The sequence below is a fragment of the Bowdeniella nasicola genome (assembly GCF_001907295.1).
Classification (GTDB): Bacteria; Actinomycetota; Actinomycetes; order Actinomycetales; family Actinomycetaceae; genus Bowdeniella; species Bowdeniella nasicola.
In genome coordinates this window covers 1-17,400 of sequence record NZ_MQVR01000026.1, presented here as the reverse complement: position 1 = coordinate 17,400, position 17,400 = coordinate 1, and the positions used below count along the sequence as shown (strand labels likewise).

14 protein-coding genes and 1 riboswitch are annotated in these 17,400 nt (G+C 64.7%); of the genes, 6 read left to right on the top strand and 8 right to left on the bottom strand.

The window, feature by feature from the left end:
• Positions 1-79: 79 nt before the first annotated feature.
• The 4 genes from gcvP to BSZ39_RS05810 form a co-directional block, all read right to left on the bottom strand.
• The gene (gene gcvP, locus BSZ39_RS05825; protein ID WP_073716434.1) at positions 80-2,953 is read right to left on the bottom strand and encodes an aminomethyl-transferring glycine dehydrogenase; all 2,874 of its coding nucleotides are present in this window, start codon (positions 2,951-2,953) and stop codon (positions 80-82) included.
• Positions 2,950-3,321 (bottom strand): glycine cleavage system protein GcvH, encoded by a 372-nt coding sequence (gene gcvH / locus BSZ39_RS05820; protein WP_073716433.1) that lies wholly within the window; start codon positions 3,319-3,321, stop codon positions 2,950-2,952. The genes gcvP and gcvH overlap by 4 nt, the downstream gene beginning before the upstream one ends.
• A 21-nt stretch (positions 3,322-3,342) precedes the next feature.
• Positions 3,343-4,443 carry a glycine cleavage system aminomethyltransferase GcvT gene (gcvT, locus tag BSZ39_RS05815; RefSeq protein WP_073716432.1) on the bottom strand — a complete coding sequence of 367 codons (1,101 nt, stop codon included), beginning with the start codon at positions 4,441-4,443 and terminating at the stop codon, positions 3,343-3,345.
• Between the two features lie 19 nt (positions 4,444-4,462).
• A riboswitch (glycine riboswitch) is annotated at positions 4,463-4,556 on the bottom strand.
• 157 nt (positions 4,557-4,713) lie between these two features.
• The gene (locus tag BSZ39_RS05810) at positions 4,714-5,742 is read right to left on the bottom strand and encodes a DUF4192 family protein (protein ID WP_073716431.1); all 1,029 of its coding nucleotides are present in this window, start codon (positions 5,740-5,742) and stop codon (positions 4,714-4,716) included.
• Between the two features lie 119 nt (positions 5,743-5,861).
• Between BSZ39_RS05810 and BSZ39_RS05805 the strand changes: the two genes are divergently transcribed.
• Positions 5,862-6,944 (top strand): polyprenyl synthetase family protein, encoded by a 1,083-nt coding sequence (locus BSZ39_RS05805; protein WP_073716430.1) that lies wholly within the window; start codon positions 5,862-5,864, stop codon positions 6,942-6,944.
• Between the two features lie 4 nt (positions 6,945-6,948).
• Here the strand turns inward: BSZ39_RS05805 and BSZ39_RS05800 are convergent, their stop codons facing one another.
• The gene (locus BSZ39_RS05800) at positions 6,949-7,311 is read right to left on the bottom strand and encodes an Rv2175c family DNA-binding protein (protein WP_073716429.1); all 363 of its coding nucleotides are present in this window, start codon (positions 7,309-7,311) and stop codon (positions 6,949-6,951) included.
• A gap of 201 nt (positions 7,312-7,512) precedes the next feature.
• Between BSZ39_RS05800 and BSZ39_RS05795 the strand changes: the two genes are divergently transcribed.
• Both BSZ39_RS05795 and pknB read left to right on the top strand, forming a co-directional pair.
• Entirely contained in the window at positions 7,513-8,583 is a 1,071-nt protein-coding gene (locus tag BSZ39_RS05795) for a LysM peptidoglycan-binding domain-containing protein (RefSeq protein ID WP_073716428.1), read from the top strand.
• A gap of 92 nt (positions 8,584-8,675) precedes the next feature.
• Positions 8,676-10,583 carry a Stk1 family PASTA domain-containing Ser/Thr kinase gene (gene pknB, locus BSZ39_RS05790; RefSeq protein WP_222842875.1) on the top strand — a complete coding sequence of 636 codons (1,908 nt, stop codon included), beginning with the start codon at positions 8,676-8,678 and terminating at the stop codon, positions 10,581-10,583.
• Between the two features lie 57 nt (positions 10,584-10,640).
• Here the strand turns inward: pknB and BSZ39_RS05785 are convergent, their stop codons facing one another.
• Entirely contained in the window at positions 10,641-11,867 is a 1,227-nt protein-coding gene (locus BSZ39_RS05785) for a pyrophosphate--fructose-6-phosphate 1-phosphotransferase (RefSeq protein WP_073716426.1), read from the bottom strand.
• A 71-nt stretch (positions 11,868-11,938) separates the two neighbouring features.
• Positions 11,939-12,820, bottom strand: coding sequence for a lysophospholipid acyltransferase family protein (locus BSZ39_RS05780; RefSeq protein WP_425425671.1), 882 nt, complete (start codon positions 12,818-12,820; stop codon positions 11,939-11,941).
• 59 nt (positions 12,821-12,879) lie between these two features.
• On the opposite strand from BSZ39_RS05780, the gene BSZ39_RS05775 reads away from it, so the two are divergent.
• Positions 12,880-13,248 (top strand): hypothetical protein, encoded by a 369-nt coding sequence (locus BSZ39_RS05775; protein ID WP_073716424.1) that lies wholly within the window; start codon positions 12,880-12,882, stop codon positions 13,246-13,248.
• Here BSZ39_RS05775 and BSZ39_RS05770 read toward each other — a convergent pair whose 3' ends face one another.
• The gene (locus BSZ39_RS05770) at positions 13,249-14,187 is read right to left on the bottom strand and encodes an ROK family glucokinase (protein WP_073716423.1); all 939 of its coding nucleotides are present in this window, start codon (positions 14,185-14,187) and stop codon (positions 13,249-13,251) included.
• Between the two features lie 159 nt (positions 14,188-14,346).
• On the opposite strand from BSZ39_RS05770, the gene BSZ39_RS05765 reads away from it, so the two are divergent.
• Both BSZ39_RS05765 and BSZ39_RS05760 read left to right on the top strand, forming a co-directional pair.
• A complete protein-coding gene (locus BSZ39_RS05765) occupies positions 14,347-16,173 on the top strand; it encodes an AMP-dependent synthetase/ligase (RefSeq protein WP_073716422.1) in 1,827 nt (608 codons plus the stop codon).
• 36 nt (positions 16,174-16,209) lie between these two features.
• Positions 16,210-17,400: DEDD exonuclease domain-containing protein (locus BSZ39_RS05760; RefSeq protein WP_143180393.1), on the top strand; the 1,191-nt coding region annotated here is incomplete at its 3' end.

Here is a 17,400-nt window from a genome sequence, read left to right as displayed (position 1 = left end):
CGACTTTTCGCTATCGGAATAGCGCGGTGGCCGCCCGATCGAAATCGTGGCGGCCACCGACTGCACAAAACAGCTCGCGTTACTCGCTGTCCTCGTATGCCTCGATCGGCGGGCACGAGCACGTGAGGTTACGGTCGCCCCACGCCCCATCGATTCGCCGCACCGGGGGCCAGTACTTGCTCGCGACGGCGTTCGCGTAAGCCACGGGGTCTTCCCCGCGATTCGACACGGAGTACGCGCCGGCATAGACCGCGATCTCGCGTGAGTAGGGATGCTCCCACTCCCCGACGAGCGCGCACTGCGCCGTGTGCGGGGCGTTGACCAGCGGATTGTCATCCTTCGGCCACGTCCCGTTCTTGACCTCCATGGCTTCCTCATGGATGAGAATCATGGCCTCGCAGAAACGGTCGATCTCTCCGAGATCTTCCGATTCCGTCGGTTCCACCATGAGGGTGCCAGCGACGGGGAAGGACATCGTCGGCGCATGGAACCCGTAGTCCATAAGTCTCTTGGCGACGTCGTCGACGGTGATCCCCGTGTCCTTTTTCAGCGGCCGCAGGTCAAGGATGCACTCGTGCGCGACGAGGTCATTTTGGCCCTTGTACAGCACCGGGAAGTACGGATCGAGACGCTTGGCGACATAGTTCGCGGATGCGACCGCGGTCGCCGTGGCCTGGCGCAGTCCATCGGCGCCAAGCAGCGCGAGATAAGCCCACGGAATCGGCAGGATCGACGCAGACCCGTACGGCGCGGAGGAAACCGCGCGCTCCTTGTTCTCGAGCACGCGATGCCCGGGCAGGAAGGGCTTTAGATGCTCGCGAGCGAGCACCGGCCCAACGCCGGGACCGCCGCCACCGTGCGGGATGGCGAAGGTCTTGTGCAGGTTCAGGTGCGACACGTCACCGCCGAACTTGCCGGGGCGGGCCACCGCGACCAGGGCATTGAGGTTCGCGCCGTCAATGTAGACCTGTCCCCCAGCGTCGTGGACGATCTGGCAGATCTCCTGCACGGCTGCCTCATAGACGCCATGCGTCGACGGGTAGGTGATCATGATGGCGCCGAGTCGATCGGCGTGCTTATCGCACTTGGCCTTCAGATCCTCGACGTCGACGTTGCCGTTCTCGTCGCACGCCACGACCACGACCTGCATTCCGGCGAGGGCCGCGGAGGCCGCATTCGTGCCGTGAGCGGATGCGGGGATGAGGCAGATGCGTCGATCGGTATCGCCGCGCGAATCGTGGTAGCCGCGAATCGCGAGCAGGCCCGCGAACTCGCCCTGCGCACCCGAGTTTGGCTGCAGGCTGCCGCAGTCATATCCGGTGACGGCGGTGAGCCACGAGGTGAGTTCGGCGATGAGCTCGCGGTAGCCGACTGAATCTGATTCGGGGCACAGCGGGTGCAGCGCGGCGAACTTCGGCCAGGTGATGGCCGCCATTTCGACCGCGGAGTTCAGCTTCATCGTGCACGAGCCGAGCGGGATCATGCCGCGGTCAAGGGCGTAATCCTTGTCCGACAGGCGCCGGAGGTAACGCATCAGCTTGGTCTCGGTGTGGTGCGAGTTGAACACCGGGTGCGACATGTAGTCGATCACCCGAAGCTCACTCACGCCCAGCCCAAACTCGCTAGCCCCGCCGTCGCCGGAACCGAACTCGGCGAGCGTCTGCACGACATCATCGATCGTGGCCTGGCTCGTGAGTTCGTCGGCCGAAACCCGCAGGTGACCGTCGTCGCTGGTAAAGACGAGGATGCCCTTGTCATACAGCGCGCTCACGGCCGCCTCGGTACGATTACCGAGATCGAGTTCGATCGTGTCGAAGAAGTCAGCGTGGCGAACGCTCACGCCCACATCGGCAAGACCCCGCGCCAGCGAGACTGCCTTGTCGTGGACGTCCTTTGCGAGGTTTTGCAGGCCGGCCGGGCCATGCCACACCGCATACATCGAGGCCATGACAGCGAGCAGGACCTGCGCGGTGCAGATATTACTCGTGGCCTTTTCGCGACGAATATGCTGCTCGCGCGTTTGCAGCGCAAGGCGGTATGCGGGCTGGCCGTCGGCATCCTTGGACACGCCGACGAGTCGGCCCGGCAGCTGGCGCTGGAGCTTTTCGGTCACCGAAAGGTATCCGGCGTGCGGGCCACCAAAGCCCATCGGAACGCCAAAGCGCTGGGTGCTACCGGCGGCGATATCGGCGCCCAGGGAGCCAGCGGACGGGAGCACCGTTGCGGCCAGCAGATCCTGGACGATGATGACGAGCGCGCCGGCGCCATGCGCGGCGGAGGCGAGGGCTCGCACGTCCTCGGCGGGGCGTACTCGACCGGAGGCTCCGGGGTATTGGATGACGACCGCGAACACGTCGTACAAGTCGACGCCGGGCTCGAGGTCGGACAGCTCGACGGAAACGTCCGTCGCGTTCGTCCGGGTCATCACGACATCGCGCGTCGTATCGAAGATATCGGCGTCGAGCAGCACCTTGCTTCCCTTGCGGGTCGCGCGGCGTGCGAGCGCGATCGCTTCGGCGACGGCAGTGCCTTCATCGAGCATCGAGGCGCCCGCAACGTCCGTGCCGGTCAGCTCCGAGACCATGGTCTGGAAGTTAATCAGAACCTCGAGGCGTCCCTGCGAAATCTCCGGCTGGTAGGGCGTATAAGCCGTGTACCAGCCCGGGTTTTCGAGGACGTTGCGCTGAATAACGGCAGGGGTCCGGGTGTTGTAGTAGCCCTGGCCGATAAGCGAGGTGTTGACGATATTCTTGTCGGCGTACTGCTGCAGGCGAGCGATGACCCCGGCCGGCGAGTCGGCGTCCGGAATTCCGGCGGACCAGTCCTCCGTCAGGATCGAACTCGGAACCGCAGCATCGATGAGCTCATCGAGATCGGCGACCCCGAGGGCCGACAGGAGCTCGGTCAGCTCATCACCGGTCGGCCCGATGTGGCGAGGAATAAAGTCGGTCACTGACCGCCACCTGCCGCAAGCTCCTCGTAGGCGGCCGCGTCCATGAGCTCGCCTTCTTCTTCCACGTTCACCTTGAACAACCAACCGCCTTCGAACGGCTCCGAGTTCACCGTTTCGGGAGCATCGACGACGGCGTCGTTGACCTCGGTGACGGTTCCGGTGACCGGGGAGATGAGGTCCGAGACGGACTTCGTCGACTCGATCTCGCCACAGACCTCACCGGCCGTGACCTCGGAGCCGACATCGGGAAGGTCGACGTAGACGACATCACCGAGCGCGTCGGCCGCAAAGTCCGTGATGCCGACGGTGCCATCGCTGCTGACCCATTCGTGGTCAGAGCTATATTTACGATCGGTGGGAATAGCCATGATTCTCCTTATGGCGGGTTGTTACTTGGAACGGGTGTAAAACGGTGGGGAGACGACGATCATCGGCTGGGACTTGCCGCGCACCTCGATGTCGAGCTCGGTCCCTTCGGCAGGGGCCGGCAGCGTGACACGCGCAAGTGCGATGGGATAGCCCAGGGTCGGAGAGAGCACACCCGAGGTGACGACGCCGATCTCCTGACCGTCCTGCTTGACGATGCTGTCGGCGCGCGCGGCGCGACGGCCCTCGCCCTGCAGTCCGATGAGCGCGTAGCGCGGTTCGCGATCGGCGAGCGCGTCGCGACCGATGAAGTCGTGGTCGAACTTGACCATCCGGCCCATGCCGACATCGCCGGGGGCGAGTTCGGTCGACAGTTCGTGACCGTACAGCGGCATCCCGGCCTCAAGGCGGAGCGTGTCGCGGCAGGCGAGGCCGCACTGGGTCAGGCCATGGGTCTCGCCAACCTCGAGGAGTCGGCGCCATGCGTCCGGGGCCTTATCGCCGGGCAGGTAGATCTCAAAGCCGTCCTCGCCCGTGTACCCGGTGCGGGCGACGAGCACGTCGGTGCCATCAAACGTCGTGGGCGTGATCGAGTAGTACTTGATACCGGTCGCGTCGCCGAATCCGGCAGCGTCCATGATCTCGACGGAACGCGGTCCCTGCACGGCGATGATGGCGCGCTCGCGGGTGCGGTCGCTGACCGTGATGTTCGGGTCGATCTCGCCGCAGCGCTTGGTCAGTTCCTCGACCACGACCAGACGGTTCGAGGCATTGGCGACGACAAGATATTCGTCATCAGCAAGACGGTAGACGATGAGGTCATCGAGGATTCCGCCCGAGGCATCAGTCAGCATCGAATATTTCGCGCGGCCAACGCTCATGGCATCCATCGGAGAGATAAAGCAACGATTGAGCCCCCCAGCGGTACGCTCCCCCGTCACGGAAATCTGGGCCATGTGTGACAGGTCGAAGATTCCCGCCGCGGTGCGCACAGCCTCGTGTTCGACGCGGTCCGAGGTGTACCGCACCGGCATATTCCAACCGGCGAAGTCGATGAGGTGAGCACCTGCTGCTTCATGCACTGGCAGCAATGGCGTGGTGAGCAGTGTCGAATCTGGGGTCATGGGCATCTCCATCCTTGGATTTTCCCCCTCTGTACCTTTGCCTGAGAGATTCACCGGGCGGGCCGGTTTACACCATCGGCGAGGCTTTACGCCTTCTTTCCAGATTGGCCTCATCACAGCGGTGCTGGTGCCTGAGAGTGTGCGGGGTGCTTGCTCCTACGGCGTCGGTTGACCGACTCTCCCGCTGTGAATCCGTGCGGCCCGATATGTGATTGTGCCCCAACGCTATCAAGCCTTTGTGTCGGCCGTCACCCCGCGTCGCCGACGGCGCTAACTTGCGGTCGGGTATTCCGCGGCCGGGGTATCGACCCAAGGCGGAGGCATCCCTACGGCAAGCGCGGAATTGACGAGAAGCGCGAGGTTGTAATCGGGTACTTCGGCAAGGCATTGCTCGACCAACACCCGGGCCCGCACCCCGTCTCCGGCGTACCACGCGAGGTATCCCCCGATGCCACAGATCTCCGCATGCAAACCGGACGCGGTGGCCGAAGCGATGCGTGCGAGGGCGTCGAAGACGAGATGGAAATCCTGCGCCGAGCGCACGGGGCCGGAAATGATCGCGTCGTTGATCTCGGAAGGCGTGAGCCCCTCGAAGCGGGCCGCTGAGCCACCATCACGAATGCACGTTGCGATGAACGTATCGCGAGGCGTCATAGCGTGCAGCGCGAGCGCAAGCGCCGCGAGCTGGGTCGTCGTGGCGCGACCCAGCATCGCTTGCCGCCATGCCGCCTTCAGGCACTCCGCTGCCAGGCCGTCATCAGGCAGGGGCGCATCGGCGCTCGCGGAGGGTGCGGGAAAGGCAAATGACTCGCTGGAGGGCTGCAGCGCCCGGCCCGAGACTACAAGCTCTGCCACGGCAGGAGTGGTCTCCCACTCGCGACGCGTCAGCGTGTCGTGTTCGCCCTCGTCGTCGATCACGACGATGTGCTCGTCGCCGACCGCAACCGTCCCGAGAACGGGCAGGACATGGTCGATGCCGGCAGCAAATTCTTCGAGCAGCTCACCTGCGGCAGTGAGGTCCTCTCCGGTGCCGACGACCAGGCAGCAGTCGGTGCGATAGCGCAAGAGCGGTTGGAGCGAGACGGCAATTTCGCGCCGGGTCATAGCGCTGGCGTCGTGGATGTCGAGGCGGGCGAGCGGACCGAGGACGACGTCGGAAGTGTCGTGGGCGGTCAGGCCCACCACAACAAAGGAGTCGGCCGGGAAGTAGCCAAGTGAGTACGGGACGGTCGAGGATGCCGCGACCAAGAGGTCGCGCTTGCGGGACGAGGGCAGGGAAGAAAAACCGTGATCAGTCATGTAGTCAGCCAACGCGAGGCCTCCGATAGGGATGGCCGCGCGTACCCGTGCCTGTGGATGGCGGGGGAAGGTCTGCCGAGCTGTGAACGACCGCGGCGAAGGAACGTAAGCTGGGATGTATGCCAACCGATGCCACGTTTGCTGATCACGTCTCCGCTCGCGTCCGCGAGATTCTGGCGGATACCGCCGCGTCATTCGGCGATATCTCTCCCGCCGTCGACGAGTTCTTCGTGCCGGCGTTTGAGTTGACTTCAGGTGGCAAACGGATGCGGGCTCGGCTCATGGCAACGGGCGTCGCGGTCGCCCAAGGTTCCTCTGATCTTGACGATGCGGTGGTGGAACTCGGCGCCGCGCTCGAGCTCTTCCAGGCCGCGGCCCTCGTCCATGATGACATCATCGACGACTCCGATTCCCGACGCGGGAAACCGGCCACGCACGTCGCGTTCGCCCAGCGCGCCCCTAGGGAAAGCCTGGAAAAGCCCGAGATCCTCGGAAAGAACTCCGCGATCCTGCTGGGCGATCTCCTCATTGTCCTGGCCGATCAAGCTGCCGCGCGAGCCTTCGCCGGGCTCGCGACGGCTGCGCGGCAGCGCTGCGTCGCACTCTGGAGTGAAATGACCAGCGAGGTCGCCATCGGCCAGTATCTCGACGTCCTGAACTCGACCCTGCCGATCGCACACACATCAGCGAGCGAGTCCCTCGCCGCGGCTCTGCGCGTCGTGCGACACAAGTCGGCACGTTACTCCGTGGAACACCCCCTCACGTTGGGAGTGGCGCTCGGTGGTGGGAATGATACTCTGATCGCCGCGCTCGCCCGCGTCGGCCTGCCCCTCGGCGAAGCCTTCCAGCTGCGCGACGATGACCTCGGCGTCTTTGGCGATCCGGCCGAGACCGGCAAGCCTGCCGGCGATGACCTGCGCGAGGGCAAGCGCACGCCGCTGCTTGCCTTAACGCGTCAGGTGGCGAACGAATCCGAGCTCGAGACGCTCGAAACGCACCTCGGCAACCGCCAACTCGAGGCAGACCTCATCTCTGAATTGCGCGAGATTATCGAACGCAGTGGAACGCGAGCCGAGCACGAGAAGCTCATCCAGGAAAAGCTCGACGAGTCACTGACCGCCCTGGCGGATGCGAACGTGCCAGCCGATGCCGCCGCGACGCTCACCGAGCTCGCCCACCGGCTAGCGCACCGCACCGCCTAGCGCGTCATAGTGCCGTTGAAATGATGGCGCGACGTACGGCGTGGACATGTCCCGCGCGCATCGCGGCCAAGGGCGACTGCCCTAATTCGTCGTTATGCGACACGAGCCAGAGCGAGGCCTCGGCAACCGTCAGCTCTTGATCAAGCAGTGCCAGGACGGTCCCGCGGAGTGCGGGATTGACCTGAAGCTCGCCGCCGCGCTCTTCGAGGGCGAACTCCGGGATGCGTTTGCCCTCGTCCGTCTCGATCTCGACGAGATCGTACGCGCGTACGAGATTGCGAACTCGATGCTCGGGGACGTCCATGATCTCAGCGAGCTCCGCTCGGGAATAGAGGCGGCCGGTAAGGGCGGTATCGTGCTTAGTCACGCGTCCATCGTATCGGCAGCGCTCAGCAGCGCTCACGCAGCAAAGAGGAGTTAATCGCAACACTATAGTCGTCTTCATCATTTGTTTGTCAGAGCGACACGCGGAGCGCTATAGTCACATTGGTATCACTTTTCACGATCTCCACTTTTGTCACACGAGTAACGCCGTGAGTGAGAAGCCGCGCTCCATGCGAAAAGGAACATGATGACCCTCCGCCCTAACCGCGCCACGGTCGCCAGTGCTGCAATCGTTGGCCTCATCGCCCCTGGTCTCAGCGCCACCGCCGCCCCTGCGGCGGCATCCACCGCCACGACGCAGGCTCCCCTGCCGGCCGCGAACCCGACGTCGCTCGCACCGAAGCTTTCGGTGACGCCGGTGCAAGCGCCCGCCGTGCGCACGGCTCCCGCTGCCGAGGTCACCTATCGAGTGGTCCGCGGCGACTCGTTTTGGAAGATCGCCCGCAAGTTCAGTGTGGATATGAATAAGCTGGCAGCCCACAACGGATTGACGCTCTCATCGATCATCCATCCGGGCCAGATGCTGCGCATCCCTTCCGATACCCCCGCTGCTCAGCCCGCGGCACCGAAGCGCGCGACCGCCACTGCCGCTGCCACCCACAAGGTCGCTCGCGGTGAGACGCTGTCGGGTATCGCGAAGAAGTACTCGACGTCGACGAGTGAGCTGGTTGCGCTGAATAAGCTGGCCAACGCGAACCGCATCTACGTCGGTCAGGTGCTCAAGATCGCCTCGTCGGGCCAGGCCACGCCCGCGAAGCCCGCGGAAAAGCTCGTTCCCGACACGTTCCTGGGACGAACCTATCCTAAGGCCGTGGTGAACGCGGCCAACAAGAACAAGGCCATCTTGAACTCGATCGAGGTGCCGAGCCGCGCGCAGATGCAGCAGATCGTGCGCCAGACCGCGAATCAGATGGGCGTTGACCCCTCGCTCGCGCTCGCCGTCGCGTTCCAGGAGTCGAGCTTCAACCACCGCTCGGTCTCGCCCGCGAACGCGATCGGCACGATGCAGGTCATCCCGTCCTCCGGTACCTGGGCTTCCCAGCTCGTGGGCCGCAAGCTCAACCTGATTGACCCGCACGATAACGCCGTTGCGGGCGTCGCGATTCTCCGCCAGTTGCTGCGGACCGCGCCGAACGTTGATTCCGCGATCGCCGGCTACTACCAGGGCCTCGGCTCGGTGAAGAAGAACGGAATGTTCGAAGACACGAAGGTCTACGTCAGCAGGATCAAGGCGCATCAGGCCAAATTCCGCTAACCACCGGTTAAGAGCGCCACGCCCTGACACGTGCGTGGCGCTCCGCCATGTGACGAGCCCGGTGCCCTACCATGCACACTGTGGGCGAAAGTGTGTCTGAAACGGAGCCGGTGATCATCGATCACCGCTACCGCATTGTGCGCCGCATCGCCCGCGGCGGGATGTCCCAGGTCTATGTCGCCCACGATCAGCGTCTGGAGCGCGATATCGCGCTGAAGATCATGCACCCCTACCTCGCGGAGTCCGAGGAGTTCGTGCGGCTCTTCCGCCGCGAGGCGCGCGCCGCAGCTCGCCTCTCCCACCCGGGGGTTGTCGCCGTCCACGACCAGGGGCAAACCGGGGACTCCTTCTATCTCACGATGGAGTACGTCCCGGGCGGTAACCTCCGCCAACGCCTGGACCGCGAGGGCAGCCTCACCCTCGAGACGGCGCTCGATATTACTGAGCAGATCCTCGCCGCCCTCGACGCGGCCCACCGCGGCGGACTCGTCCACCGGGACGTGAAGCCCGAGAACGTCTTGCTGCCGACCTCCGGGGGCGTCAAAGTCGCGGATTTCGGCCTCGCGCGCGCAGTGTCGGAGGCATCGATGTCGGGCACCTCGACGGTCCTTGGCACCGTCGCCTATCTCGCTCCCGAGGTCGTGACTGACGGGGTCTCCTCCCCCGCCGCCGACGTCTACGCCGTCGGCATCCTGCTGTACGAGATGCTCACCGGAGCGCCCCCGTTTACCGGCGAGCGACCGATCCAAGTCGCATTCAAGCACGTGAACGACTCGGTCCCGGCCCTGTCAGAGACCATCGACTGGATCCCAAGCGAGGTCGACGAGTTCGTTGCGGCGCTCGTCGCGCGCTCAACGTCGGACCGCGAACCCGATGCCGCGACGGCGCTGGCCCACCTGCGTCGCGTGATCGAGGACCTGCCACCGGATCTCTTGGCAAAGCGCCACGAGGTCGCGCCTCGTATCCCCGCGGAAGCGGAACAAGTCGACCCCGGCCCGGACGCGACCCAGGAAATCTCCACGCGCAATACGGCCTTGATCGACCGCGGCGCGAAGCCGTCCAAGGTCGCTGTGCCGATCGGCGCGGTGAAAAAGAAACCTAAAGCTGATAGGCCCCACCGCCGCAGGCGCTGGCCTCTCGCCCTTGCCCTGATCGTGCTGCTCGCTACCGGCGCCGGGGCCACCTGGTGGTTCACCATCGGTCCGGGCGGCACGCGCGAGCTGCCCGCCGTCGCGGGTACCGCGGAGGCGAGCGCGGTCGACCAGATTCGCAACAACGAGCTCGAGGTCCATATCAGCCGCGAGTACCACGACACGATCGAATCCGGCGTCGTGATTGAAACCGACCCGGGCCCCGGAAAGGTCCGCGTCGGCACCACGGTCAACATCATCGTCTCCAAGGGCATCCGCACCGTCACGGTTCCAGAGGTCGTCGGCGTAAGCGAAGCCGACGCCGACTCCGCGCTGCAGAAGGCGGGCGTCACCAAGGGCGAAACGGCGAAGGAGCACTCCGATACCGTGCCCGCAGGCACGGTCATCTCCGCGAGCCACAATCCTGGTACGGTCATTCCCCACAACGAGTCGGTCACCCTCACTGTCTCCGACGGGCCGGCACCGATCACTTTCCCCGACGTTGTGGGCCAGGCCCGGGCCGAAGCCGAAGCCGCCCTCGGTGAGCTCGGCCTGAAGATCTCGATTGCCGAAGAGTTTTCCGACAGCGTTGACAAGGGCCGCGTCATTTCGATGTCGCCCGCAGCCGGCGCCGCTGGCCACCGACTCGATTCGGTCTCGCTCGTCGTCTCCAAGGGGCCGGAACTTTTCGAGGTGCCGTCCGTCTTTGCCAAGCAGGTGGAAGAAGCCGAGCAGGTCCTGAGAAACGCGGGCTTCAAAGTCAAGGTCGAGCGCGTCCTTGGCGGCGTGTTCGGCACCGTCCACTCCCAGGATCCGAAGGCCGGCACGATGGTGCCCAAGGGCACGACGATCACGATCAAGGTCGTCTAGCAACAACAATCCGCCCGGCAGCCCCACCGTGGGGACCACCGGGCGGTTCTCGTATCGTTAGTGGTCGGTGTTCTCCGCCGCCTCAACGCTCTGGCCGATCTCGCTCATGAGATCGGTGAACCATTCCTGCGTGATGTCGAAGGCCTTGCCGCCCGCGATCCGCGGGAACTCGATGGCGCGCAGAACGTTGCCCTGCTCCTCGTCGTGTCCGATGACGCCGGAGACGTCCTCGAACGCACACTGCACGGCGAGGTCGGTCATCGACTTGATCAGGCGCAGGTCCTCCGCGTTGGCGCGAGCCGAGCGCGAGAAGTAGCCCGACTTTTGGACCATGACCTTCTCGGCGCCGATCTTTTCCGCGAACTGCTTCGCGAACCACTGGCCGGGGTTAATCTTGTCGAGCTTGACGTGACCGAACGGGTCGCGCTCGACCTCTTCGCCCTTGGCCTCCATCTCCGCGACGATCTCGGGCACGCCGGCGCCTTCCGACAGGAAGATGTTGACGTTGCCGAGCTCGTCCATGACGCCGCGCAGCCGCTCGGCTTCGGCGTCGAGGTCGAAGTGCATTTCCGGCAGGAAGATGCCGTGGACATCCCAGCGTTCTTGCGTGAGGCCCAGCGCCGGGGCCCACTTTTGGGTCGGCAGCCATTCGCGGTACGCCTTGGCAGCAGCAGCGGTCAGCCAACCACAGTGGCGTCCCATCACCTCGTGCACGATGAGCATGCGCGGGTTGGAGCGGTGTTCGCCGATGACGTTCTGCGCGAAGCGCGAGGCCTGCTCGGCCGCGGTCCAGGCGCCGAGCGACTGGCGAATCGGGATGACGTCGTTATCGATCGTCTTCGGCAGCCCGACGACGATCATGTGGTAGCCGTTGTCCTCGAGGTAGGCGGCGAGGTCGGCGGCGGTGGTGTTCGTGTCGTCGCCACCAATCGTGTGCAAAACGTCGACGCCGTCCTTGCGCAGCTGTTTTGCGGCGACCTGCAGCGGATCTTCGCCTTCCTTGACGAGGCCGCGCTTGACGAGGTCCTTAGCGTTGGTGAGCTTCACCCGGGAGTTACCGATGGGCGAGCCACCGAAGTTGTGGAGATTTCCCGCACTGGCGCGGGCTTCGTCGTCAATGGTGATGTAGTTACCGGTCAACAGGCCGTGGTAACCGTACTTATAGGCGATGATCTCGACTTCAGGGGCGATTTCGGTGTAGCGCTCAATCAGGCCACCAACGGCCGACGAAAGGCATGGGGCAAAGCCACCGGCAGTAAGTAGAGCGACGCGAGAGACGGTCATCGATTTCCTTCCCTAGGGGTGTTGCACCCCCAAGTTTAGACGGTGATGACCGCCCCGTTGCTGCGAAGGTCCTAGTCCTTCTCGGGTTTCGTCTCGCCCGGCTCGTCGGCCGCCTCTGCTTCGCTCTTATCGCTCGAGCTGCCGGGCCATTTGAGTGCTTCACCGGCGACGCGTTTGCCTTCGGCGACCTCTTCTTCGCTCGGTTCTGGGACCGCGAGCGGCGGGGTCGGGCGGCCACCGGGCGCGGCCGTCGGGCTCGTCGTCGGGGTCGTGGCCTCTTCGATGCTCATGCCCTTTGCGACCTTGGCCTTAACCGTCGCGGCGTACATGTCGACGTATTCCTGGCCGGAGAGCTGCATGAGCGAATACATGATTTCGTCGGTCACGGAGCGCAGGATGAAGCGGTCGTTTTCGAGCCCGCGGTAGCGCGAGAAGTCCAGGGGTTCGCCGATGACGACGCCGATGCGCACGAGCTTCGGGATGCGTTTGCCGATCGGCTGCGCAATATTCGTGCCGATCATCGCGACCGGGATGACGGGGGCGCCCGATTCGAGCGCGAGGCGCGCGACGCCGGTCTTGCCGCGGTACAGGCGGCCATCGGGGCTGCGCGTGCCCTCGGGGTAGATGCCGAACAGCTCGCCATCAGTCAGGCGCTTGAGGCCCGTACGGAGCGCGGCCTCGGAGGCGCGGCCGCCACCGCGGTCGACGGGAATCGTTCCGACGCCGCGCATGAACGCGGCCACTGCCTTACCTTTGATCCCCTTCCCGGTGAAGTAATCAGACTTCCCGAGGAAGACGACCTCGCGCTGGATCATCAGCGGGAGGAAGAAAGAGTCGATCACCGCCAGATGATTCGAGGCGAGGATTGCCGGCCCCGTCGCCGGAATATGATGAGCCCCACGAACCCACGGTTGATAGAACACCCGCATCGCGGAGCCCACCGTGGCCTTCATGAACTGGTAAAACAATGCTCAGCCTTTCACGCGCCTGGATTACATCCTAGAGTGCAGGTATGGCAGCACGCGGATCCCATCCCGAAGACGACCATCGTCTCACGGATAATGAACAACGAGCCTGGGACAATCTTACCCGTGAGATCGGTCCGCTCGCGAACCTCGGGAACCCGCGCGACTACCACGTGGAGGAAGATGCAGACGACGAGTCCTTCGTTCCGCCGGACCCGCAGCTGCCGCCGACACCGACCCACGTCAAGGTGCCGTGGATCGTCTTGACGCTGTCTCTCATCGTCATCGTCTTCGTCGGATACCAGAATTGGCCCTGGTTTTGGGGCCTTGCCGCATTCGTCGCCGCTGCCTGGGCAATTGTCGTGTTGCTGCGCCAACTCCCGAATGAACGCGGCAACCGCGAACCGCGCGTCTGATTAGTCCCGACGAGCGAGGTCTCCGGCGCCGATCATGCCGCCGTCGTTTTCGAACGTGGAGATCACAAGCGGTGCGAGCGGACGATTTTCCATCGCGAAGAGGTTTTCCTTAAACGACCGACGCGCGGGCTCGAGCAGCACATCGCCGGCGCGCGAGACGCCACCGCCGATGACGATGAGTTCCGGATCGAGCACCGCCGCGAGCGAGGCTGCGCCGCGGCCGACCCAGTACCCGAGATGCGAGACGAGCTCGAGACCTGCCTCGTCCCCATCCGAAGCGGCCTGGGTGACGTCCTGGCCACGCAGCTTGGAGCGATCCCCGGCATAGGTGCGCACGCCGCCCATGTAGGTCGGTTCCGAGATCTCCCGGCTGCGGGCCGCGCGGGTCAGCGCCGTGCCGGAGGCGTACATCTCGAGGCAGCCTTCGTGGCCGCATCCGCAGTAGTGCCCGAACGGCACGGCGACCATATGGCCGATCTCCCCCGCGCCACCGAACGCGCCGCGCACGAGCTTGCCGTTGACAATGATCGCGCCGCCGAGGCCCGTGCCGATCGTCATCATGACCATGTCGGAGACCTCGCGGCCCGCACCGAACTGGAATTCGGCCCACCCGGCCGCATTCGCGTCGTTTTCCACGACGACCGGCAGCGACAGCCGCTCCGACAGGATCTGGCCGAGCGGATGGTCACGCCAGGCGACGTTACCCGCGAATCGGACAGTGGAGCGGTCGGCCCCAACGAAACCACAGGCGGCAACGCCGACAGCTTCGATGTCATAGGTCCGCGCGAAGTTCTGGACCGCCGAGACGATGCCGTCTTCGATCACCTCGGGCGACGTGGGGTCGGTCGGCCACTGGGTCGACTCGAGAAGTTTACCTTCTTCACTCACCACTCCCGCCGCGATTTTGGTGCCTCCGATGTCCACGCCGACGGTCGTCATGGTGATTTCCTTTCAGTTGAAGAAAGAGGTTTTGTCTCTAGTCACGATTCTACGAACACTGAGCACAATGATGGCATTTCGTCGCCACTTCATCGTTACGATCGGACAACTACCCCCGGTCCGGCCTGCCCTGACCCTTCCCAAACCACGAGAGCCGTGATGAACAAGCCCTTCAGCGTCCCGCTGCCCGTGTCCGTATCCGATGACCAGACCATCGTGAGCTACGTCGTGAAACACGCCGCGCAGCATCCTGAGCACGCCCTTTTCGAGATCAACGACGGTGGCACCTGGCGCAAGCTCTCCGCTCGCGACGTCCTCACACAGGTGCGAGGCCTCGCCGTCCTGCTCTATCGCCACGGGCTCCGCCGCGGCGATGCGGTCGCGATGATGAGCCGCACCCGGCTTGAATGGTCCCTGCTTGATCTCGCGGCCTGGTATCTCGGAGCGACCGTCGTCCCGGTGTATGAATCGAGCTCTGCCGAACAGACCCAGTGGATCCTGTCCGATTCGGCGGCCGTCCTTGCAGTCGCCGAAACCTCTGACCTCGCCGCAGTCATCACGGCCGCCCGCGACGTCGAAGACGGCCATCGCGTCGAGACGACCCTCATCATCGATAAGGGCGAATTCATCGCCCCCGAGCCAACGGAAGCTGAACTCGCCGAAATCGAGCAGCTGTACGCGAAGCGCTCCCTTTCCGATATTGCCACGATCATTTACACCTCGGGCACGACGGGCAAGCCCAAGGGCGTCGAACTCACGCAGGGCAATTTCGTCACGCTGTCCGAAGGCATCCTCGTCGATCTGCACGAGGTCGTAGCCGACGAGGGCACGCGCACGCTGCTGTTCTTGCCGATGGCACACGTCTTCGCGCGCATCCTGTCCGTCCTGTGCATCATCCAGGGCGTCCCGCTCGGCCACATCCCCGACACCGCGCAGGCCGTCTCGGATATCGCGACGTTCAAACCGACGTTCCTCATGTCGGTGCCGCGGATTTGGGAAAAGGTCTACACGGGCGCCGAACAAAAGCAGGGCGGCGGCCTCAAACGCCGGATCTTCATCTGGGCCGTGCGCGTCGCGATCGCCTATTCGCGTTCACTCGATGCCGGTGGCCCCTCGCCGGCCCTGAAGGCGCAACACCGCCTCGCCGACAAGCTTGTCCTGTCGAAGCTGCGTGCCGCACTCGGCGGTAACCTCACCTACGCGATCTCCGGTGGTGCACCGCTCGGCGAGCGGCTCGGTCACTTCTACCGCGGGGTCGGCCTCGTCATGCTCGAAGGCTATGGCCTCACCGAAACCACTGCGCCGCTCACCGTGAACCGCCCCGACAAAACGTCGATTGGCTCGGTCGGCTATCCCCTGCCCGGCACCTCGATCGCGATCGCCGACGACGGTGAGATCCTCGCCAAGGGTGTCGGCGTGTTCGAGCGCTATCACAACAATGAGCAGGCGAACGCCGAGGCCTTCCGCGACGGTTGGTTCGCGACCGGCGACCTCGGCGACATGGACGAAAACGGCTTCGTGCGGATCACGGGCCGCAAGAAGGAAATCATCGTGACCGCGGGCGGCAAGAACGTCGCTCCCAGCCAGCTCGAAGACCGGCTGCGTGTGCATCCCCTCGTCTCGCAGTGCATGGTTGTCGGCGACGGCCGCCCGTTCGTCGGGGTGCTCGTCACGCTCGACCGCGACATGCTGCCCATTTGGCTCAAGAACAAGGGCATCGAGAACCTGTCCATCGAGGAAGCAAAACAGCACCCTGTCGTCTTGGAACGCCTCAACGGCGCGATTAAGCGCGCGAACGTGGGAGTCTCCCGGGCCGAGTCCATCCGCGCGATGCGGATCCTCGATGACGACTTCACGGTCGACAATGGCGCCCTCACGCCCTCGCTGAAGGTCAAGCGCCACGTCGTGACCGAGCGCTACGCCAAGGACATCGACGCCCTGTATGCCGATGCCAAGCGCGAACGGGACGCCAACGGCGCTTCCTAACGAGCGATGTCGGCGCCCCGGCGTAGGGTGTCGACCATGCCCCTATCCGCGATCCAGGGTCGCCGGTTCGAGCTCGATGCCCCCACCGGCGAGCCCGTTCAGCTGAGCTTTGAGGATCTCGGCACGCCCCTGTCGGAGGTCACGTTCGTCGTCGTTGACCTAGAGACGACGGGGGCGCGCTCGCATGGCTCAGCAATCACCGAGATCGGCGCCGTCAAAGTGCGTGGCGGCGAGGAACTCGGCTCGTTCCAGACACTCGTGCGACCGAGCGAGCCGATCCCGCCTGCCATCCAAGCCCTCACGGGCATCACGAATGGCATGGTCGCCCAGGCGCCTCCCATCGAGGCCTGCTTCGCGTCCTTTCTCGAGTTCGCGGGATTCGACCGCGGCAACGTCCTCGTAGCCCACAACGCCAGTTTCGACGTCTCCTTCTTGAAAGCCGCGGCCAAAGACCTCGACTATGTGTGGCCCCGCCCGCTCGTCGTCGACACGCTTTGGCTCGCCCGTCGCGTCGTCACCAAGACCGAGGCCCGCAACCACAAACTCGCGACGCTGGCGGCGCTCTTCGGTGCGAGCACGCGCCCGAACCACCGGGCGCTCGATGATGCCCGCGCGACCGTCGATGTCCTGCACGCACTCCTCGAACGCGTCGGCCCGCTCGGCATCACGCACGCCGAGGACCTCGCCTCGATCACCAATCCGGTGCCGCAACGCCGCCGACGCAAGACGACACTCGCCGACGACCTACCGACCACGAGCGGCGTCTACCTCTTTGAAGGCCCCGGCGGCGAGGTGCTGTATGTGGGAACGGCGAAGAATATTCGGCGCCGCGTCCGCAGCTACTTCACGTCTTCCGAACAGCGCAAACGCATCGGTGAGATGGTCGACCTCGCCCACCGGGTGCGTGCCATCACCTGCTCGGGACCACTCGAAGCGAGCGTTCGCGAACTGCGTCTCATCGCCGCGAACGACCCGCCCTATAACGTCCGGTCCAAGCGGCCGGGGCGCACCCGCTTCATCACGCTCACGACCGAGCCGCATCCGCGTGCCATCGTCACCGCGAAGGCACCCGTGGACGAGCGCGCCACCTGGGGTCCGTTCCCGTCTCGGTCCATGGCTCAGCTCGCGCTAGCTGTAGTTCCTTGGGACGTTGCGAACGGTCGAGATGAGATGAAGACCTCCGGCAGGATGTGGGTTACCACACTCGCATCCAGTCACCGGAGGTCT